This window comes from Saezia sanguinis (assembly GCF_003991585.1).
GTDB lineage: Bacteria > Pseudomonadota > Gammaproteobacteria > Burkholderiales > Burkholderiaceae_C > Saezia > Saezia sanguinis.
Window position 1 is genome coordinate 499,010 of sequence record NZ_PQSP01000002.1, and the last position, 20,095, is coordinate 519,104.

The following is a 20,095-nucleotide window of genomic DNA, read 5'->3' on the forward strand; positions in this document are numbered from 1 at the left end:
GGAATAAGCCGCTGCATACTTCATCCCGGTAAGATGCAGCGGTTTTTTACAACTGTTTTTCAGTCAGGTTGTAAATGACCCCGTACATATTGATTTGGCCTTTTAACGAAAGAAAGAACACAAATGAGTAAAGAGTTTGATGTTGTCGTCATTGGCGCAGGCCCCGGCGGTTATATTGCTGCAATTCGCGCTGCCCAGTTGGGTAAAACAGTGGCCTGTATTGATGAGTGGAAAGACCCTAAAAACGGCGCTGCTGCCCCTGGCGGCACCTGTACCAATGTGGGGTGCATTCCATCTAAGGCATTGCTTCAGTCGTCTGAACATTATGAGCAGGCCAAGCTGCATTTTGGCGATCATGGTATCAGTCTGAAAGACCTGAAAATAGATGCCGGTAAGATGGTAGACCGCAAAAATGCGGTGGTACGCCAGAATAATGACGGTATTTTGTACCTGTTCAAAAAGAACAAAATCAGTTTTTTCCATGGCCGTGGCTCTTTTGTCAAAGCATCTGCTGCGGGCTATGAAATCAAGGTGATCGGCAAAGACGCCGAAACCCTGGTGGGCAAGACCGTGATTGTGGCCACGGGCTCCAATCCACGCGCTTTGCCGGGTGTTGAATTTGATGAAAAGCTGGTGCTTTCCAATACTGGTGCGCTGGATCTGAAAGCCGTACCGAAAAAACTGGTGCTGGTTGGCGCTGGTGTGATCGGTCTGGAAATGGGGTCCGTATGGCGTCGCCTGGGCTCTGAAGTCACGGTACTTGAAGGCATGCCGACATTCCTGCCGGCTGTGGACGAGCAGGTGGCCAAAGAGGCTTTGAAGGTATTCACCAAGCAGGGTCTGAAGATTGAGCTGAGTGCCAAAATCAGTGAAGTGAAACCCGGCAAAAAAGGTGTTTCCATTGCCTATACCGACGCCAAAGGCGCTGCACAGAAACTGGATGTGGACCATGTGATTGTTTCCATCGGTCGCGTGGCCAATACCATTGGCCTGAATCCGGAAGCCGTGGGGCTTAAGCTGGATGACCGTGGCGCCATTGTGGTGGATGACCAGTGCCGTACCAACCTGCCCAATGTATGGGCGATTGGCGACGTGGTGCGCGGTCCGATGCTGGCACACAAGGCCGAAGAAGAAGGTGTGGCCGTGGCAGAACGTATTGCCGGGCAGCATGGCCATGTGAACTTCAATACCATTCCGTTTGTCATCTACACCAGTCCTGAACTGGCCTGGGTCGGGCAGACCGAGCAGGAACTGAAAAAAGCCGGCGTGGCTTACAAGTCGGGAACCTTCCCGTTCCTTGCCAATGGTCGTGCACGCGCCATGGGTGATACCACCGGGTTTGTCAAAATCCTGGCAGATGCCAAGACCGACGAAGTTCTGGGCGTACACATTATTGGCCCAATGGCTTCCGAGCTGATTGCCGAAGCGGTCATGGCCATGGAGTTCAAAGCCAGTTCTGAAGACATCGCACGTATTTGCCATGCACATCCGTCGCTGTCTGAATCGACCAAAGAAGCAGCATTGGCCGTTGACAAACGGACTTTGAACTTCTGATGCTGAACTGTCAGCCATAAAAACGCAATTTCCCGTTTTTCTGCAAGCCCCCTTGATTTGAAAGTCAAGGGGGTTTTGCTTTGTTAGTCACATGCCCTGTCAAACAGGTTCGGGTTGTAATGTGGCTGCCAGTGTGCTGTCTTTCCGGATGTGATGCCCGCGTATGCGCAGAAAAAAATACAATTGATAACTTTACTTCATTTGCAGGGGCAAGCGAGATTTCTCGCGAGAACAGGTTTTATGTCTACAGTGACTGATATTTACCGCAACCGGTTAAAAGAATTGGGTTATAACAGCGATGCGGCACAGGAAAACGCCATTGCGGCGCTGCAACAATGCCAGCAAGATCTGGAAGCGTATATGTCATCACGCAATAGGGGATTCATGTCACGCTGGCTGAATAAACTGGTAGCGCCACAAGGCGTTTATATGTATGGCGGTGTTGGGCGTGGCAAAAGCTTTTTGATGGATTGCTTTTTTGATGCTGTGAATGTCAGTGGCAAAAGGCGTTTGCATTTTCATGAGTTTATGCGCGAAGTGCACAGACAACTGCGGCAGTTGCAGGGCACGGTGAATCCGCTAGCGGTGCTGGGCAAAGAAATTGCTGAAAAACACCCCTTGATCTGTTTTGATGAGTTCCATGTTTCTGATGTGACCGATGCGATGATTCTGCACCGCTTGCTCGAAGCGCTGTTTTCCAATGGGGCATGCATGGTTACCACGTCTAATTTTCATCCTGACGGGCTGTACCCCGATGGGTTGCAGCGGGAAAGCATTTTGCCTGCCATTGAGTTGCTGAAACAGCAGATGAATGTGGTGTGCGTGGATGCCGGTGTGGATTACCGCCAGCGCACATTGTCGCCGGCGCAAACCTATCTGACCCCGTTGGGCGCTGAAACGGATGAAGTGCTGCAGCAGATTTACGGGCAGGTGAGCGAAGGGCCGAATCTGGATACCACGATAGAAGTGGAGCACAGGAAACTGCAGGCGGTTCGCTGCTCGGCCAATGTCGGGTGGTTCAGTTTTGCGCAATTGTGTGCGACACCACGCTCACAAAACGATTATCTGGAGCTGGCGAATCGTTTCGACGTGCTGATGCTGTCCAATGTGCCGAAAATGCCGCCACAACTGGCCTCCGAGGCCAGGCGCTTCACCTTGCTGGTAGATGTGCTATATGACCGGCGTAACAAGCTGATTCTGTCTGCCGCAGTGCCTCCTGAACAGCTTTATACCGAAGGTGCCCTGGCATATGAGTTTGTCAGAACGGTGTCCCGGCTGGTTGAAATGCAGTCACAGGAGTATCTGGCAGAGCCGATCAGAAGGTCACAGACAGACCTGGTCTGAAAAACCCGTTTTTAAAAGGGCAGCCGTGGGGTTTCAGATGTCTGGCGTCGAGGCGTCTGTGATCCGGACAATCGCGATAGAGATATTGTCGCTGTGCCCATTGGAGCGCTTATAGGCCTGGTTCACCAGTTTTTCGCAGGCGATTTTGGGAATGCACTTGTTAACAACCCATCCGATTTCTTCTGTCGTGACGCCATGCCATAAGCCGTCGCTGCATGCAACCAGAACAGACCCGTCTGTGAGGACCGGGCTGGTGTATTGCGAGATGACAGGGCCCTGGTCAATGTAGATGCCCAGGCAGGAGGTGATCAGATTGGATTTCGGGTGCGTCAGCGCTTCTGCTTCTGTCAATTTGCCCGCATCAATCAAAGACTGTACATAAGAATGGTCTTTGGTGCGATAAATCAACGAGTTACGGTCAAACAAGTAAACCCGGGAGTCACCGCAGTGCGAAATGTGTGCCCGCCCGTTGGGTAACACCAGGAAAGCGGCAAAGGTGGTATGCGGCTCTTCTTCAGAGGTGACAGAGGTCAGCCCGACAATGACATGTGTTTCATTGGCGATTTGCCGCAGGAACTGATCCGGGTCGTCCTGGAATGGTGAATATGACGCAAACAACTGTCTGGCTGTCTGAATGGCCTGGTTGGATGCCGTGCGCCCGCCGGTTTTGCCGCCCATGCCGTCGGCCACAATGCCCAGCAGGCAGCCCGGAACATAATGATGGGGAATCAGCGCAACCTGGTCTTGCTGGTAGGGCCGGTCGCCTTTATGCAGGCCCAATCCACCTTGAAACTGAAAGGATTTGGTCAGTTTTGTGTTTTGCACAGTTTGTGACTCTGCACGTTCAACAGGAGACAGTCTATTATGCCGATCCATTGCGTCTTGACAATCAAAAAGGGAATACTTTTTATATTGTATAAGGGGACAGCCCCTTAAATCATCAGAACAGCTTAAAAAAATGCAGAAAGTGAGACTTTGTACTGACTGCACGGCTAAATCATAGCACGTTATAAGGCGTGCAACTTCATTTTGATGCATTTTGGCATGAGTTTCAAGGATCACACTCTCTACCGGGTAAAATGGGGTTTGATGAAAAGACACCCAATCGGGTGGGATTTGGCATAGCGGCAGCGAGGGGAAACGTTTGTATCTGATACCGGTGATCATAAAAGGGTTTCTGTGGCGATGAACTCACCGCAAGAACACTCTTCGGAGTTTGAGCACGCCATTGCCAGAGCATTTGCAACGGGTGGGGTTTTGCAGCAGGCGGATCCTCATTTCCTCAGCCGCGAGTTGCAAACAGAGTTTGCTCAGGCCGTGGGACAAGCCATTACACAACGCAGCCAACTGGTGGTGGAGGCGGGGACCGGGACCGGTAAAACATTTGCGTACTTGGTGCCTGTATTGCTCAGTGGTCGTAAAACATTGATTTCTACTGCGACTAAGGGCTTGCAGGACCAGTTGTTCTGGCGCGATTTGCCACATGTGCGCAAAGCGCTGCAATTACCACTCAAAACGGCTTTGCTCAAGGGCCGCAATAACTACCTGTGTCTGCACCGGATTCATGTGGCACAGCATGAACAGCATACGTTGACGCCATATGAGCAGCGTGACCTGACGCGTGTCATTCTATGGGCGCAGGGAACGCGCACCGGCGATCTGGCGGAGATGAGCGGCCTGGGCGAGCGTTCCGGTGTGATTCCACTGGTGACCTCCAACCGGGAAAACTGTCTGGGCAGTGACTGCCAGTATTACCGCCAATGCCACCTGATGCTTGCCAGACGGGAAGCCATGGGCGCGGATGTGATTGTTGTGAACCACCACTTATTTTTTGCTGACCTGGCGGTACGTGAATCCGGTGTGGCGGAGTTGCTGCCGACGGTGGATGTGGTGGTTTTTGACGAAGCGCATCAGCTCAATGAAACGGGTTTGCAGTTTCTGGGGGTGACATGGTCAACATCGCAGATGCTTGATTTTTCCCGCGATATGCTTGCTGCCGGTTTGATGTATGCACGTGGTTTGCAGAACTGGGCCCAACTGCGTGACGAATGCGAGCAGGCGGTGCGGGAGTTGAAGCTGACGTGTCGCAAACTGCCAATGAATGCGCGCATGGCGTGGGAAAAAACAGTGCCACAGCAGATCGATGCCCAGGAGTGGGAGTTGGCATTAGCCAAAGCCAGCGCGTGTCTGCTGCAAGTAAAGCAGGCGTTGGAAAAAGTGACGGAAACGTCTCCTGATCTGGCGCGGCTGTACGAGCGTGCACAATCGTTACAGCAGCGGCTGGATAATTTTAACCATCCCAAAGCGGCGCAAATGGTGCGCTGGATAGAGGCGGGTGCTTCACTGCGGCTGATTGAATCCCCTTTGGATATTGCGCAGGCCATGCAGGAGCGCTGTTTTCAGGGGGCACAGTCATGGATTTTTACTTCAGCCACGTTAGGGGCTGATGAGCAGTTGAGCTGGTTTACACGGCAGGTGGGCATAGAGCACGCGGATATCAGGAGGTTCAACAGTCCTTTTGACTATGCGCAGCAGGCAGCCTTGTTCGTGCCGCGCAGTTTTCCTAAGCCCAATGAGGCTGAGCACCTTGAAGCTGTTGCCGGCCTGGCGGCGCAACTGGTTGCAAAACTGGGGGGGCGTTCATTTGTGCTGACAACAACCCTGCGCGCACTCAGGATCATTGGTGAGGCCTTAAAGCAGCAGTTTGAAACGCAGGGGCTGGATATTCAGGTTCTGGTGCAGGGAACACGCCCGAAGCGGGAACTGCTGGAGTTGTTCCGGAATACGGCTGCCAGCAGTGTGCTGGTGGGCTCTCAATCATTCTGGGAGGGCATCGATGTTGCAGGGGAAGACTTGCAACTGGTGATGATCGACAAGCTGCCTTTTCCGCCACCGAATGACCCATTGATACAGGCCCGCTGCGAGCGTGTAGAAAGTGAAGGCGGGAGCGCTTTTGCAGAGATATCCATCCCGGAAGCGGCGGTGGCGCTAAAACAGGGGGCCGGGCGCCTGATTCGCCGTGAAACAGATCAGGGCCTGCTGGTGGTGTGTGATCCCCGGCTGGTGACTATGGGGTATGGCAGGCGCCTGCTGGCGGCATTGCCACCGATGCGCCGTCTTGGCTCGGTGGATGAGGCTCTGGCCTATGCTGAAAACCTTGCCGCAGGAAAACAGGGGGGTGAATGAAATTGTGCGGCATTTTGCCGCACAATTTTTTAAATCAGACCACTGGTTTTATCGCGTGTGGAAAGATATGCCGTGTGTTTTGTTTACCACAACTGCCACCAGGGTTTGCTGCCTCTGAAGCCCTGGGTTAAGAAGCTGCTGTCGGGGAAGTTATGGTCCAGCACCCGTTTGGCGTCATCACGCAACTGGGGCATTCCCAGTTTATCGTAGGACATGTACAGGATGTACAGTGCCTCTTCCAGTGCAGGGGCCTGCTGGTAGCTCTGAATGGCTTCCTGCGCACGGTTGGCCGCGGCCACATAGGCTCCGCGTGTATAGTAGTAGCGTGCAATGTGCACGTCGGACTGGGCTAACGCATTGACAATATAGACCATGCGCTGGCGGGCATCGGCTGCATATTTGGAGTCAGGGAAACGTGTTACCAGTTCGCTGAAGGTTTGAAAAGATGCTTTGGCTGCCTGCTGGTCACGCTCGGACAGATCCTGATTAGAGATGGAGCCAAAAAATCCCAGGTCGTCATTGAAGTTGACCAGCGCTTTCAGATACAGCGCATAATCATAAGCCGGGCTGCTGGGGTGGAGTTGCATGAAACGGTCCAGGGCCGTGACGGCATCTTCCTTATCGCCGTTTTTATACATGGCATAAGCGGCTTCCAACTGTGCCTGCTGTGCCAGCATGGTGCCTGCGGCACGCCCTTCAAGTTTGTTGAGGTACTCAATTGCCTTGTCATAATCTCTGCTGATCATGGCGCTCTGGGCTTCAGAGTACAATTTGTTGGGCGTCCAGCCGGCCGTTTCGTCCTGGTCTTTGGTTGAAGAGCAGGCCGATAACAGCAATGCCAGTGCGGTAATGGAAATGCCATAACTCAAACGGCACGAGAAATTTTTCAAAAAGTCAAACCTGCGCACAGACAACCCCTTGTGAATTTAAATGGGCAACGATAAGTAAGTGAAATTAGCATGATTATATCGACTTCGGGAAGAAAGATGACATCGCCGTCTACCGATGAGGATGAAGGGGAGGGAAGCGCGCAGGAGATAGAAACCCGCAAGCAGTCTGTCAGCGCGGCACAACACGGGCAACGGCTGGATCGGATTTTAGTGGAAATGGTGCCGGAGTTTTCCCGCAGCTACCTGCAAAAGCTGATTGCCGATGGTGCGGTCAGGGTGAATGGTGAGGTTGCGGGCAAGGCGGCAGCACGCATACCTGCTGCGCAGGTGATTGAAGCCGAGCTCAGGCCCACGCCGGACACACTGGCCTTTCGGGCAGAGCCCGTGCCTTTGGATATTGTGTACGAAGATGCGCATTTGCTGGTCATCAATAAACCTGCCGGGCTGGTTGTGCATCCGGCTGCGGGGAACTGGTCCGGGACCTTGCTCAATGGCCTGCTGGCCTACGATTCAAAGGCCGCCCAGTTACCCAGAGCGGGGATTGTGCACCGTCTTGACAAGGATACCAGCGGCCTGATGCTGGTAGGGCGGACTCTGGAGGCCTGTACGGCACTGGTGCGGATGATCGCAGCCAGGGAGGTGCGGCGCGAATATCTGGCTTTGGCGCACGGTAGCTGGCCTGCTGCATACCATGACAGCGAGCGTGTGATTGAGGCACCCATCGGCAGGGATCCGAAGTCACGTCTGAAGATGGCGGTGGTCAGCCAGGGTAAACCTGCCCGGACCGATGTGACGCTGCTTGAGGGGAATTCACAGGTTAGCCTGGTACAGTGCCGGCTGCATACCGGGCGGACGCACCAGATCCGGGTTCACATGGCGTTTATCGGACACGCTTTGGTTGGAGATCTGTTGTACGGGGGGCAGTTGTCGTATAATATGACAAGACAAGCGTTGCATGCGTGCCGGCTTTCCTTGCAACATCCTGTCAGCGGACAGGGTTTATATTTTGAGCAAGAATGTCCAAAAGATATTTCACTTGCTGTTAGAATAGCGGGGCTTGGTTACAATCTGTAACAATTTCAAAACCTGATATATTTTTACAGCCGATCAATCCATTACAGATCAATATGGCTTATATCAGGGATGTGCGTATGCTGATGCAACGTGCTTTTCTTTCAGATCTGATCTAAATAGCTTGAGTGCAATAAATACTGGCAGCTGTTGCCGTTTGCTGGGTTGAAATTCCATGAATACTTTGGATGCGGTGCGCATTCTTGAAACTGCTTTGATCTGCGCAGATCGCCCGATGACGGTGGGCGATCTCACGGCGCTTTTTGATGAAGAGGTGGGTACTGACAGTGTGCGCATGATGCTGGATCAGTTGCAGCAGCAGTGGGCAGATAAAGGCATTGAGCTGACATGCGTGGCCTCTGGTTGGCGTTTTCAGAGCCGCTCGCAGATGCGGCAGTATCTGGAAAAGCTCAACCCGGAAAAACCGCCCCGGTATTCGCGGGCCACTTTGGAAACGCTGGCGATCATTGCTTATAAGCAGCCGGTCACGCGTGGAGATATTGAAGATATTCGCGGTGTTGTTGTCAGCACGCAAATTGTGAAACAGCTGGAAGACCGGGGCTGGATTGAGGTCATTGGGCACCGGGAAACACCTGGGCGCCCGGCACTGTATGCGACCACGGCGCAGTTTTTGGATGATTTGGGGCTGGATTCGCTTGGAGATTTGCCGGCGATGGACAGTGATCAGATGGAGCAGAAGGTAGACGCCATGATGCAGGAGGTGCAGGTATCCCTGCTGATCGAGGGTGATAGTCAGCCGCAACAGGTTGAACAGAGTGTGCCTGCAGATGAGTCCGATGGAACTGAAATAGAAATTCGGGATGATGAAAGTCCCAGCCAACAAGGATTAGATAAAGATAATGAATAGCAGTGAGATAGACGGAAACCTGGATGTGGCTGAACCATCCAATGAGTTGCCTGAGCAGCCAGTGAGTACAGCACGTCCCAAAACAAGACGTACCAAGGCTGCGCAGCCAACAGCAGATGCAGCGGACGCTGCGGCTGAAAAGCCAAAGCGCGTACGCAAACCCAGGGTTAAAAAAGATGCAGATGCAGAAATACAAAGGCCAGCAGCAACTGCTGCGGATGGGAAACAACTGCATGATGCTGTGGCGCCAGCAGAGGTAATTCCGCATCAGGCCGATGAGGCTGTCAAGCCGGCTGCTTATAAAGAGCCTGTTGTGAATCTTGTAGCGGGAATGCCGGATCTGTCATATACGGGTACAGCTCCGGATACAGCCGCTGAAGCCGGGGCGGAGCGGGGTGATGTAACCTATTCAGGTGTTTCCGCAGAGGGAGAGCAAGCCGGCACAGAGGGTGCCAATGCTTCGCAGCCCCGGTATCCTACTGAGCGGCGCGGACGCGGTCTGCGTGCCATTGTCAGCCGAACACGACGTAAGAATCTGCGTAATGGCAATAATTTATCTGCCGGAGAAAAACCAGTGGCCCGTCATGCAGCCAAGGTGGACGATGGGCATATTTCTTTTGATGACATTGTTTCCGGCCGTTTTGATGATGGTATGGGTGGTGCCGCTGAAACGGGCGCGGCTGTCAATAAACGGGTATTGCAACCCCAGCCGGATAGCCCCAAGCTGCATAAAGTGCTGGCGCAGGCCGGGATGGGGTCCCGCCTGGAAATGGAACAACTGATTCTGGAGGGCCGGATTTCTGTCAACGGGGAGCCGGCACATATTGGCCAGCGGATTCAGTACGGCGATCAGGTCCGGGTCAATGGTAAAACCATCCGGGTACAGATTGCGCCCCCGCCTGCGCGGGTTTTGGCATACCATAAACCGGCCGGGGAAATCGTGACCAGGGACGACCCGCAGAGCCGCCCGACTGTATTTCGCAAACTGCCCAAGCTGTCACAGGGGAAATGGTTGTCTATTGGCCGCCTTGACCTGAATACAGAAGGGCTGCTGTTGTTCACCAATTCCGGGGAACTGGCCAATTCGCTGATGCATCCGCGTTTCAGCATTGAGCGCGAGTATGCTGTACGGGTATTGGGCGGGCTGTCAGATGAAGAAAAGCAGCGCCTGCTGGACGGGATTGAGCTTGAGGACGGGCGCGCCCAGTTCAAGACCATTGAAAATGGCGGCGGCGAAGGTGCCAACCAGTGGTACCGGGTGGTGATTTGTGAAGGTCGTAACCGTGAAGTGCGGCGCATGATTGAATCTCTTGGGCATGCCGTCAGCCGCCTGATTCGTATTCGTTATGGCGCGATGGTATTGCCGTCCAACCTGAGACAGGGGCATTGGATTGAGCTTTCTGATGATGAGTTGAAGTCATTGGGCAAACTGGTGGGTGGCAAGGCGATGACCGCCATTCAGGGCAATGAGCCTGCCAGAGGAGGCTCCCAGCGGCGGAACAGCAGGCCTGGCATGGGCAGCAGCAGGCGGAATTCTCCTCAGGGGTCGCGCAGCAACCCTAAAAATCAGCCTGATCCGATGAAAACCTCTGTGGGCTATATCGAGCATGACCGCTTCATTACGCCATCGGGTATTGCATCCAGACGCAGCCGACCTGCTGGGGGTAATAGTGCGGGGTTTGGTGCTGGCAACAGCTATAAACGGCGCAACTCACGCGGTGGCGGCAGAAGTCATTAAGCGTTCAACTGTGGTTTTCGTCAAAAGGCCAGACTACAGGTAAAATAGACAGTTTATTTAAGTTATATTTCATTTTCAGAGGAAAATCATGGCAATTGAACGTACGCTTTCCATTATCAAACCCGATGCAGTGGCTAAAAACGTGATCGGGCAGATTTATGGCCGCTTTGAAACAGCAGGCTTGAAAATCATTGCAGCCAAAATGGTGCATCTGTCTGCGCAGGAAGCCGGTCAGTTTTATGCCGTGCATAAAGAGCGTCCCTTTTTCAAAGACCTGGTTGATTTCATGACCTCCGGCCCGGTGATGATTCAGGTGCTGGAAGGCGAAGGCGCCATTGCCAAAAACCGTGAGCTGATGGGTGCCACCGATCCTAAAAAGGCAGCAGCAGGAACCATCCGTGCTGATTTTGCCGACAGCATTGATGCCAACGCTGTGCACGGTTCCGATGCACCGGAAACCGCTGCTGTGGAAGTGGCGTTTTTCTTTCCGGGCATGAACATTTACAGCCGCTGATTTTGTAGTCTTGGGTGGCATGGACGTAGATCGTGAAAGTCAATTTACTTGATTTCGACCGTGAGAAACTGGCTGACTTTTGTGAGTCGCTGGGGCAAAAGCGTTTCCGTGCCACGCAGTTGCTGCGCTGGATTCATCAGCGCGGTGAAAATGACTGGGAACAAATGACGGATATTTCGGCCAGCTTTCGCCAGCAGTTGGCCGAAGTTGCTGAAATTGGTTCTCTGCCAGTGGTGTCATGCCATGAGTCGGCAGATGGTACCGTCAAATGGCTGTTTGATGTGGGGGCCGGCAACGCGATTGAGGCGGTGTTTATTCCCGAAACGGATCGGGGTACGCTGTGCATCTCCTCCCAGGCCGGATGTGCCATGGGGTGCCGTTTTTGTTCGACAGGCCACCAGGGCTTCAGCCGGAATTTGAGCACCGGAGAAATTCTGGCGCAATTGCGCCAGGCCGAGTTTTTTCTGCGCGACCATCTCCAGCGCACAGACCGGGTGATCACCAATGTGGTGATGATGGGCATGGGTGAGCCGCTGCAAAATTACCATGCCGTGGTACCGGCATTGCGGGTGATGCTGGATGATTATGGCTATGGCCTTTCCAGAAGGCGGGTCACGGTGTCAACTTCGGGGCTGTCGCGGATGATTGACCGCCTGCGCGAGGATTGCCCGGTGGCATTGGCGATTTCTTTACATGCACCCAATGATGCACTGCGGGATACATTGGTGCCATTGAATCGCAAACATCCGATTGATGACCTGCTGGAAGCATGCCAGCGTTATCTGGATAAGGCGCCACGCGACTTCATCACCATTGAATACTGTATGCTCGATGGTATCAATGATACGCCAGCGCATGCACATGAACTGGTTGCGCTGCTGAGCCGGCGCATACGCTGCAAACTGAATCTGATCCCATTCAACCCGTTTCCAGGTTCTGGCTTAAAACGTTCCCCTACTGCCCAGATTCAGATATTTGCGAAAATTTTGCAAAATGCAGGAATTGTGACCACAATACGTAAAACGCGAGGTGATGACATCAATGCTGCCTGCGGTCAGTTGGCTGGCGAGGTGCAAGACCGAACCCGGGTCCGTGAGCGCATGGTGACATTGCAACTAGAAAGGGTAACACATGAGTAAAGGCATGCGGAGTTTCTTTTCCGCCAGGTTATGGATGGGTGTTTCGGCTGCTGCTGTGTTATGCGGTGTGGCCGGGTGTGTGACCACGGAAACCACGCAATTGTCAGGCACAGGGGGAATACCGGACACAAATATGGCTGCGGCAACGCGTGCCCCGGTTGATAACCAGAAACGTTATGAGGCCCGGTTGCAACTGGCCGTGGCGTATTACCAGGCCGGTGCATATTCGGTTGCGTTGGATGATGTGAATAAGGCATTGGAAGCCAAACCCAATGCACCTGAGGCCATTTCTCTCAAAGGCATGATTTATGACCAGATGGGGGACAAGGCGCAGGGGCTGGCTTTCTTAAGGCAGGCGGCGTCTATTGATAAAAGCAATGGCGATTACCTGCATAACTATGGTGCCGCTTTATGCTCTAACAAGCAAACTTCCGAAGGAATTGCTTCTTTGCAGCAGGCGATTGCGATTCCATCCTACCCGAACAAGGCCAGCAGTTGGGCTGCAATTGGGGCCTGTTATGCCGAGGCTGGCAATGTGGTGCAGGCAGAAAATGCGTTCCATCAGGCGTTATCGTTGGATCCGCGCAATGTATACGCACTGTATCAATTGTCCAACTTCATGTTTAACCGCAATGATGTGCAGGGCGCAAAGTATTATTTTGACCAGTTGCCTGGCCTGAATAACCTGAATTCGGCAGCGCTGTGGCTGGGCATTAAGATTGCCCGCCAGCAGGGTGATGCCTATCGCATGAGCCAGATGGCACGGGTGCTGCGTGCAAACTTCCCGGCCTCTAAAGAACGTGCGGCATTAGAGAGAGGCGACTTTACGCTGTGAGCGATCAAACAGATAACTTGGTGCCGGATCAGGCAGCAGCAGATGCATTGAATACGCCATCTGCTGCGGCGAGTGCGGGGCATCTGCTGCGTGAAGCACGCCAGGCGCAGGGGATGGATCTGGACGTGCTGGCTGCCATCCTGAAAGTACCGGTCAATAAACTGCAGGCACTTGAAGCCGACCAGTATGATCTGCTGCCGGATACTGCTTTTACACGCAGCCTGGCGATTGCGGTTTGCAAACGTCTGCGGATGGATGATTCAGCGGTGTTGAGCCTGTTGCCAGGCGTGCAGCCTCAAAGCACCATCGGTGCAGGTGTTGACATGTCGGCAGGCTTGCGCCCCATGGTGCTAAAGCCGCAAAAAGGGCGTAAAAAAGGGTCCAAGTTGTGGTGGATGTTTTTTGCTGTTCTTCTGATAGTGCTGCTGGTACTTTATTTTATGCCGGCACAGTGGCGAGATGCCTGGCTGTCGGTGATCGGTCAGGAAGACGGCCAGAATGCAGCGACAGTCGTGCTTCCTGCTGCGATTGAACACAGCACCACACTGCCTTTGGCAGAGCCTGTTTCACAGTCAGATGCGGTAGAGTCCGTAGTGGTTGTGGCACCCAATGCGGCGTTGTCTCCATTGCTGGTGAATGATGGTGACACACAAAGTGCAACAACAGGTGCTGCTTCTCAGTTGGCGCCCGCTGTGATGCCCAGCCCCGTTCTTAACGATGAGGCCAGCGCGGCAACTGTCGGTGGCGATGACCGTATTCGCTTCACGGCAACGGCTGAAAGCTGGATCACGGTGACAGCCCAGAACGGTGATGTATTGGCAGAGCGGCTGCTGCGCGCAGGTGATACGTTGGATGTATTGCTGAAAAATGCCCCGGTGAATGTCGTTGTGGGCGCTATTGGCGCAACGACAGTCCAAGTGCGGGGCAAACCATTTGACCTGACGCCTTATAGCCGAGGAAATGTGGCACGCTTTGAGGTGAAGTAATGACCAGTTCTGCGGATAAAGATCTGCCGGCTTTTCCCATCATTGCCCCTGTTGTCCCGATGAAGTGCCAAACATTGCAGGCGCAGGTTGCTTGGGCCGGACGTGTGGTCTCTATTGGCGGGGATGCGCCCATACGCGTACAGTCCATGACCAATACCGATACCGAAGACGCGATTGCCACAGCCATTCAGGTGAAAGAGCTGGCCAACGCGGGGTCTGAACTGGTGCGCATTACCGTCAACACGCCGGCAGCAGCACAGGCAGTGCCTTACATTCGGGAGCAACTGGACCGCATGGGCGTTTATGTTCCCCTGATTGGTGACTTCCACTATAACGGTCATAAACTGTTAACAGAATACCCTGAATGCGCACAGGCTTTGTCTAAATATCGCATCAACCCGGGAAATGTGGGTAAGGGAAATAAGCACGACAGCCAGTTTGCGCAAATGGTTGAGATGGCGCTGAAATACGATAAACCGATTCGCATTGGCGTCAATTGGGGAAGTCTCGATCAGGAATTGCTGGCAGACCTGATGGATGAAAATGCAAAGCGCCAGACACCTTTGGATCCGCAGCAGATCATGTATCAGGCCGTTGTGACATCTGCGCTGCAGTCGGCGCATTCAGCACAGGCGCTGGGGATGAATCCGGCGCAGGTGCTGATCTCCTGCAAGATGAGCCAGGTTTGTGATCTGATCACCGTGTATCAGGCGCTGTCGGAGCAGTGTCGTAACCCCCTGCACCTGGGGCTGACCGAGGCTGGCATGGGATTTCGGGGCGCAGTGGCTTCTACGGCGGCGCTATCTCCGCTGCTGTTGCGCGGCATCGGGGACACAATTCGTGTATCATTGACGCCCCAGCCCGGCGAAGCGCGCACACAGGAAGTGGTTGTGGCGCAGGAGATTTTACAGTCGCTGGGGTTGCGTCACTATGTGCCCAGTGTAACGGCATGCCCCGGATGCGGTCGTACCACCAGTACGCTGTTTCAGGAACTGGCACAGAAAACGGATGAATATCTGCGGGCCATGATGCCTAAGTGGCGTATGCAATATCCAGGGGTTGAGTCGATGAAGGTGGCCGTGATGGGGTGCATTGTGAACGGCCCAGGGGAGAGCCAGCATGCGGATATCGGCATCAGTTTGCCGGGGAATGGCGAGGCACCTTCCGCGCCAGTATTTATCGACGGCAAGCGGGAACTGCTGCTGAAGGGTGAGCATATTGCGGATGATTTTTTAGGCATCATCAATGATTATGTATGTAAGCGTTATGGGGCTGGCAACGGTGCTGTCGAAAAAGAGTAAGCATCCATTTTTAAAATAAGTTAAAGAGTTATTCATGGAACAGATACAGGCAATCAAGGGGATGAACGACATTCTGCCTCCCGATTCGGCAACCTGGGAGTGGCTGGAGGAGAAGGTTCGTCATTTGATGGCTCGCTATGCTTACCGCAATATCCGTACACCGATTCTGGAATTCACGTCGCTGTTTGTGCGTGGCCTGGGAGAGGTGACCGACGTGGTCGAAAAGGAGATGTATTCCTTTACCGACAGCATGAATGGCGATCAGCTCAGCATGCGCCCGGAAAGTACTGCCGGTGTGGTTCGTGCGCTGAGCGAACACTCGGCTTTGTACGATGGCCCTAAACGCTTGTTTTATATTGGCCCGATGTTCCGCCATGAAAAGCCCCAGAGAGGGCGCTACAGGCAGTTTCACCAGGTAGGTGCTGAAGCGGTGGGTTTTTCCGGCCCGGAGCTGGATGTTGAACTGATTTTGATGGCACAGGCTTTGTGGCATGAAATGGGCATTGCCGAGCATGTGCAATTGGAGCTGAATTCGCTGGGGCAACCTGATGAACGGCGGCAGCATCGCGAAGCGCTGATCACGTATTTTGAAGCACATCAAGATCAGTTGGACGAAGATGCCCGCAGGCGGCTGCACAGCAATCCGCTCAGAATTCTGGATACCAAAAATCCGTCAATGCAGGAGCTGGTGACACAAGCGCCCCAGTTGATCGATTATTTGAGCCCGGCATCGATGGCACACTTTGATCAGGTCAAGTCTTTGCTGGACGCCAACGGTGTGCAGTGGAAGCTCAATCCCCGTTTGGTTCGTGGGCTGGATTATTACAACCTGACGGTATTTGAGTTTGTTACAACCAGGCTCGGTGCCCAGGGTACGATTTGTGGCGGTGGGCGTTATGACTATCTGTTTGAAATGATCGGTGGAAAACCGGCGCCTGCAGTTGGCTGGGCCATGGGCGTTGAACGCGTGCTGGAGCTGGTGAAGGAGCTTGATGTGGCCCCTGCTGCACCGGCTGCGGACGTCTATGTCATAATCCCCCAAAATGATGCATTGCAGGTTGTTTCGCCTTTGCTTGAGCAGTTGCGTCGGCTGGGGGTTGCTGTGCAAATGCATGCCGCAACGCCAAACGGCTGGGGCAGCATGAAGTCACAGTTTAAAAAAGCGGATGCCAGTGCAGCACGTTACGCATTGATATTTGGCGCTGATGAGCTGGCAGCAGCTCAGGTCACCATCAAAGCTTTACGTGACGGAGAGGGGAAACAATGGCAAAGGCCCATCCATGATGCCTCAAGCTGGTATCATGAGGTGCTAAGCTGAGTGCACTCATATTCAAAAGCATATGCGGGCGCGGTCTTGAGCAGGCAGGAATAGAAGGTATTTATTCATTTCATTATCATGGCAAAACATCTGAAAAACCTGAATTTAGAAGAGCAAGAACAACTGGAGCAACTCAAAGGCTTCTGGGCCGAATACGGTCGCCTGATCACGTTGACGGCAGTGGTGTTGCTGGTTGTGATTGTTGGCTGGGTGGGCTGGCAATTCTGGCAGAACCAGCAGGCACGCGGTGCCGCAGTCATTTATGACAAACTGAATGAGGCTTTGGTGCGCAATGATGCCGATCAGGCCAAACAGGCGGTGACTGAAATACAGGAGCAGTATGGCAGAGCCACATATGCGTCACAGTCGGCGCTGGTGGCAGCCAATCTGCTGTATAACCAGGGCCAGTTGGATTCAGCCAAAGAAATCCTGTCCTGGGTCACAGAGCATGGCCGCGATCCGGGGCTGAAAGGGCTGGCGGTATTGCGGCTTGCCGATATTTTAATGGACCAAAAAGACTATGACCGGGCATTGGCCGTGTTGGCGACCGAAGTGCCTGAAGCGTTTGCAGGACTGGTGAATGACAAGCGCGGCATGGTATATGTCGCACAAGGCAAAATCGAAGAGGCAAAAGCAGCTTATTCCCAGGCCTACCGCGGGCTTGCGATGCTGCCGGAATCTCAACAGATGGTTGCCAATAAATTAAGTGTTTTAGGGGTTGATGTGACAACCCTGGTTCCTGCAGGAGAGCCGCGCTCATGAAAAAGTACCTTCTGAACAGCATTGTTGTAACATGTGCCGCTTTGTCACTGGCAGGGTGTTTTGGCAGTAGTAAGGGTAACCGGCCAGAACCAGAGCCGCTGCCCGTGGTGACGCCACTTCTGACGACCACGCAGGTATGGTCAACGCGTGTGGGGGATGTTGACTTTCCGCTGGTGCCGCGTGTGGTTGGCACACAGGTCGCCCTGGCAGGGGGTGATGGCACGGTGCTGATGCTGAATGCCAGTACCGGGCAGGTGATTTGGCAGGCTTCTGCCGGGGCTCGTTTAACCGCTGGTGTGGGCAGTAATGGTCGTTATACCGCAGTTGTCACGCGGGATAATGATCTGGTTGTGTTTGATGAACGAGGACAGGAGCTGTGGCGCAAGCGTGTTGCGGCACAGGTGCTGACACCGCCTTTGGTGGCTGGTGGGCGCGTGTTTGTGAATGCGACAGACCGTTCCATTCAGGCTTATGATGTCCGCAACGGTGCCGGTTTATGGCGCCAGCAGCAAAATACCAATGATTCATTGGTGCTGCGTCGGGATGGCGCACTGGATGCCTACGGGAATATCCTGATCGTGGGGTTGACTGCCAATTTGTATGGTGTGAGCCCGGATACCGGGGCGCCTTTGTGGGGTCTGCCCATAGGAAACCCGCGTGGTACTAACGAAATTGACCGGTTGGCTGATGTCGTGGGAGGTGTGGCGCGTAACGGCGATGTTTTGTGTGCACGCTCGTACCAGAATGCCATTGCCTGCATACAGGCTGGCGGTGCGGTGCTTTGGAGCAAAAGCGCAGACAGTGACCAGGGCCTGGCCGTAGATAACCAGAATGTTTATGCCGTAGAGTCTGACGGGCGGATTATGGCGCTGAACCAGCAGACTGGTGCTACGGTATGGAATAACGACCAGTTGCGCTACCGCCAGTTGACCGCGCCATTGGCTTTAGGGCAGCGCTCGGTGGTGATTGGTGACAGTCAGGGCAACATACACCTGCTTTCCCGTCAGGACGGCAGCTTCCTGGGTCGGTTTACAACCAACAGCTCCGGCGTTGCTGTAACACCTGTGGCGGTGGGAGACATGCTGATCATTGTGACGCGCAATGGTACTGTCTATGGCTTTAGGCCCGGTTGATCGATAATGCACAACGCAGATAGGCGCAAAGCAGTATGAAGCCTGTGGTCGCACTGGTCGGACGGCCCAATGTCGGCAAGTCCACCTTGTTTAATCGCATCACAAAAACGCGAGATGCCATTGTGGCCGATTTCGCGGGGCTGACGCGTGACCGCCATTATGGTGATGCCGTGTGCGCCGGGCATGAACTGATCGTGGTGGATACCGGCGGGTTTGAGCCGGACGCATCTTCAGGCATTGTGCGCGAAATGGCCAAACAAACGCAGCAGGCCGTGGCAGAGGCCGATGTGGTGGTATTTGTGCTGGATGCACGCACGGGTGTCACCGGGCAGGATCATGACATTGCGCGCTATCTGCGGTCGCTGGGCAAGCCCACCGTTTTGGCTGTTAACAAATCGGAAGGCATGCATGACGGCGTGCAACTGGCTGAATTTCATGAGCTGGGTATGGGGACACCTTTGGCGGTTGCCGCCGCGCATGGGCAGGGTGTACGCAGCCTGACTGACGAGGTCGTTGCGCTGCTGAACCTGCCTGAAGTTGATGAAGAAGCGGCTGAGGATGACGATGCAGAGCGGCCCATCCGGCTGGCCATTGCCGGTCGCCCGAATGTAGGCAAATCAACCCTGATCAATACCTGGCTGGGTGAAGAACGGCTGGTGGCGTTTGACCAGGCCGGTACAACCCGGGATGCGATTTCTGTGCCTTTGGAGCGCCAGGGGCAGGCTTATGAACTGATTGATACCGCCGGGTTGCGCCGTAAAGGTAAAGTGTTTGAGGCGGTGGAAAAGTTTTCTGTCGTGAAAACACTACAGGCCATTGATAGCGCCAATGTGGTACTGCTGTTGCTGGATGCGACACAAGGGGTCACAGACCAGGATGCGCATATTGCCGGTTATATTCTGGAAAATGGCCGTGCCGTTGTGCTGGCGGTGAATAAATGGGACGCGATTGACGATTACCAGCGGCAGATTGTGACCCGCTCCATTGAGCAGCGTCTGGGTTTTATGCGCTTTGCTCAGGTGTTGCGTATTTCGGCACTGAAACGACAGGGGCTGGGCCCGTTATGGAAAGCCATTGGGCTGGCATATGGCAGCGCATTCCGTAAACTGTCCACCCCCAAACTGACGCGTACTTTGCATGAGGCGGTGGAGTTTCAGCAGCCTAAGCGGGCTGGCCGGTTTCGTCCAAAGCTGCGTTATGCCCACCAGGGCGGCATGAATCCGCCGGTAGTTATTATTCATGGTAGCGCCTTGGAGCATGTGACAGATGCTTACAAACGTTATCTGGAAGGGCGTTTCAGAACAGTATTTGATCTGTCGGGAACGCCATTGCGTATAGAATTTCGCTCAGCACACAACCCTTTTGTTGATAAGGCTGGTGCGAGGTAGTGGTCACGAACTGCAGAGTTGTGGTATCGTGATGTTTTTAATCCATCATTTTCTTTGAACACGGAGAA

At 53.9% G+C, this 20,095-nt stretch carries 17 protein-coding genes; 15 read left to right on the forward strand and 2 right to left on the reverse strand.

Annotation, left to right across the window (positions count from 1 at the left end):
• The first annotated feature begins 123 nt into the window (after positions 1-123).
• Together lpdA and zapE are read left to right on the forward strand one after the other, a co-directional pair.
• Positions 124-1,554 (forward strand): dihydrolipoyl dehydrogenase, encoded by a 1,431-nt coding sequence (gene lpdA, locus CUZ56_RS06270; RefSeq protein ID WP_126979315.1) that lies wholly within the window; start codon positions 124-126, stop codon positions 1,552-1,554.
• Positions 1,555-1,794: 240 nt separating this feature from the next.
• Positions 1,795-2,898, forward strand: a complete 1,104-nt coding sequence (gene zapE / locus CUZ56_RS06275) for a cell division protein ZapE (RefSeq protein WP_126979317.1) — start codon at positions 1,795-1,797, stop codon at positions 2,896-2,898.
• 33 nt (positions 2,899-2,931) lie between these two features.
• Here zapE and CUZ56_RS06280 read toward each other — a convergent pair whose 3' ends face one another.
• Positions 2,932-3,723, reverse strand: coding sequence for a PP2C family protein-serine/threonine phosphatase (locus CUZ56_RS06280; RefSeq protein WP_239442122.1), 792 nt, complete (start codon positions 3,721-3,723; stop codon positions 2,932-2,934).
• Between the two features lie 360 nt (positions 3,724-4,083).
• Between CUZ56_RS06280 and CUZ56_RS06285 the strand changes: the two genes are divergently transcribed.
• Positions 4,084-6,084: an ATP-dependent DNA helicase gene (locus CUZ56_RS06285; protein WP_126979319.1), complete on the forward strand. Its 2,001-nt coding sequence runs from the start codon at positions 4,084-4,086 to the stop codon at positions 6,082-6,084.
• Positions 6,085-6,167: 83 nt separating this feature from the next.
• Here CUZ56_RS06285 and CUZ56_RS06290 read toward each other — a convergent pair whose 3' ends face one another.
• Positions 6,168-6,974, reverse strand: a complete 807-nt coding sequence (locus CUZ56_RS06290; RefSeq protein ID WP_239442124.1) for an outer membrane protein assembly factor BamD — start codon at positions 6,972-6,974, stop codon at positions 6,168-6,170.
• Between the two features lie 96 nt (positions 6,975-7,070).
• Here CUZ56_RS06290 and CUZ56_RS06295 point away from each other — a divergent pair, with 96 nt between their 5' ends.
• From CUZ56_RS06295 to der, 12 genes are all read left to right on the forward strand, one after another.
• Positions 7,071-8,048, forward strand: a complete 978-nt coding sequence (locus CUZ56_RS06295) for an RluA family pseudouridine synthase (RefSeq protein WP_239442126.1) — start codon at positions 7,071-7,073, stop codon at positions 8,046-8,048.
• A 172-nt stretch (positions 8,049-8,220) separates the two neighbouring features.
• A complete protein-coding gene (gene scpB / locus CUZ56_RS06300; RefSeq protein ID WP_126979323.1) occupies positions 8,221-8,913 on the forward strand; it encodes an SMC-Scp complex subunit ScpB in 693 nt (230 codons plus the stop codon).
• The gene (locus CUZ56_RS06305) at positions 8,906-10,651 is read left to right on the forward strand and encodes a pseudouridine synthase (RefSeq protein ID WP_126979325.1); all 1,746 of its coding nucleotides are present in this window, start codon (positions 8,906-8,908) and stop codon (positions 10,649-10,651) included. Before scpB ends, CUZ56_RS06305 begins: the two co-directional genes overlap by 8 nt.
• A gap of 88 nt (positions 10,652-10,739) precedes the next feature.
• Complete coding sequence (ndk, locus tag CUZ56_RS06310) at positions 10,740-11,165, forward strand: nucleoside-diphosphate kinase (RefSeq protein WP_126979327.1); 426 nt, start codon at positions 10,740-10,742, stop codon at positions 11,163-11,165.
• A 32-nt stretch (positions 11,166-11,197) separates the two neighbouring features.
• The gene (rlmN, locus tag CUZ56_RS06315) at positions 11,198-12,304 is read left to right on the forward strand and encodes a 23S rRNA (adenine(2503)-C(2))-methyltransferase RlmN (protein WP_204250840.1); all 1,107 of its coding nucleotides are present in this window, start codon (positions 11,198-11,200) and stop codon (positions 12,302-12,304) included.
• Complete coding sequence (gene pilW / locus CUZ56_RS06320) at positions 12,297-13,139, forward strand: type IV pilus biogenesis/stability protein PilW (RefSeq protein ID WP_126979331.1); 843 nt, start codon at positions 12,297-12,299, stop codon at positions 13,137-13,139. Before rlmN ends, pilW begins: the two co-directional genes overlap by 8 nt.
• Complete coding sequence (locus CUZ56_RS06325; RefSeq protein WP_126979333.1) at positions 13,136-14,125, forward strand: helix-turn-helix domain-containing protein; 990 nt, start codon at positions 13,136-13,138, stop codon at positions 14,123-14,125. Before pilW ends, CUZ56_RS06325 begins: the two co-directional genes overlap by 4 nt.
• Complete coding sequence (gene ispG, locus CUZ56_RS06330; protein WP_126979335.1) at positions 14,125-15,426, forward strand: flavodoxin-dependent (E)-4-hydroxy-3-methylbut-2-enyl-diphosphate synthase; 1,302 nt, start codon at positions 14,125-14,127, stop codon at positions 15,424-15,426. Before CUZ56_RS06325 ends, ispG begins: the two co-directional genes overlap by 1 nt.
• A 34-nt stretch (positions 15,427-15,460) precedes the next feature.
• Entirely contained in the window at positions 15,461-16,744 is a 1,284-nt protein-coding gene (gene hisS / locus CUZ56_RS06335) for a histidine--tRNA ligase (protein WP_126979337.1), read from the forward strand.
• 78 nt (positions 16,745-16,822) lie between these two features.
• Positions 16,823-17,506: a YfgM family protein gene (locus tag CUZ56_RS06340; RefSeq protein ID WP_126979339.1), complete on the forward strand. Its 684-nt coding sequence runs from the start codon at positions 16,823-16,825 to the stop codon at positions 17,504-17,506.
• Complete coding sequence (bamB, locus tag CUZ56_RS06345) at positions 17,503-18,639, forward strand: outer membrane protein assembly factor BamB (protein ID WP_126979341.1); 1,137 nt, start codon at positions 17,503-17,505, stop codon at positions 18,637-18,639. Before CUZ56_RS06340 ends, bamB begins: the two co-directional genes overlap by 4 nt.
• 35 nt (positions 18,640-18,674) lie before the next feature.
• Positions 18,675-20,027, forward strand: a complete 1,353-nt coding sequence (gene der / locus CUZ56_RS06350) for a ribosome biogenesis GTPase Der (protein WP_126979343.1) — start codon at positions 18,675-18,677, stop codon at positions 20,025-20,027.
• Positions 20,028-20,095 lie beyond the last annotated feature (68 nt).

Coding starts and splice junctions, on each gene's coding strand:
- CUZ56_RS06340 (WP_126979339.1), top strand. CDS start 16,823: ATGGCAAAACATCTGAAAAACCTGAATTTAGAAGAGCAAGAACAACTG.
- der (WP_126979343.1), top strand. CDS start 18,675: ATGAAGCCTGTGGTCGCACTGGTCGGACGGCCCAATGTCGGCAAGTCC.
- scpB (WP_126979323.1), top strand. CDS start 8,221: ATGAATACTTTGGATGCGGTGCGCATTCTTGAAACTGCTTTGATCTGC.
- bamB (WP_126979341.1), top strand. CDS start 17,503: ATGAAAAAGTACCTTCTGAACAGCATTGTTGTAACATGTGCCGCTTTG.
- zapE (WP_126979317.1), top strand. CDS start 1,795: ATGTCTACAGTGACTGATATTTACCGCAACCGGTTAAAAGAATTGGGT.
- CUZ56_RS06285 (WP_126979319.1), top strand. CDS start 4,084: ATGAACTCACCGCAAGAACACTCTTCGGAGTTTGAGCACGCCATTGCC.
- ispG (WP_126979335.1), top strand. CDS start 14,125: ATGACCAGTTCTGCGGATAAAGATCTGCCGGCTTTTCCCATCATTGCC.
- hisS (WP_126979337.1), top strand. CDS start 15,461: ATGGAACAGATACAGGCAATCAAGGGGATGAACGACATTCTGCCTCCC.
- CUZ56_RS06295 (WP_239442126.1), top strand. CDS start 7,071: ATGACATCGCCGTCTACCGATGAGGATGAAGGGGAGGGAAGCGCGCAG.
- CUZ56_RS06305 (WP_126979325.1), top strand. CDS start 8,906: ATGAATAGCAGTGAGATAGACGGAAACCTGGATGTGGCTGAACCATCC.
- ndk (WP_126979327.1), top strand. CDS start 10,740: ATGGCAATTGAACGTACGCTTTCCATTATCAAACCCGATGCAGTGGCT.
- lpdA (WP_126979315.1), top strand. CDS start 124: ATGAGTAAAGAGTTTGATGTTGTCGTCATTGGCGCAGGCCCCGGCGGT.
- pilW (WP_126979331.1), top strand. CDS start 12,297: ATGAGTAAAGGCATGCGGAGTTTCTTTTCCGCCAGGTTATGGATGGGT.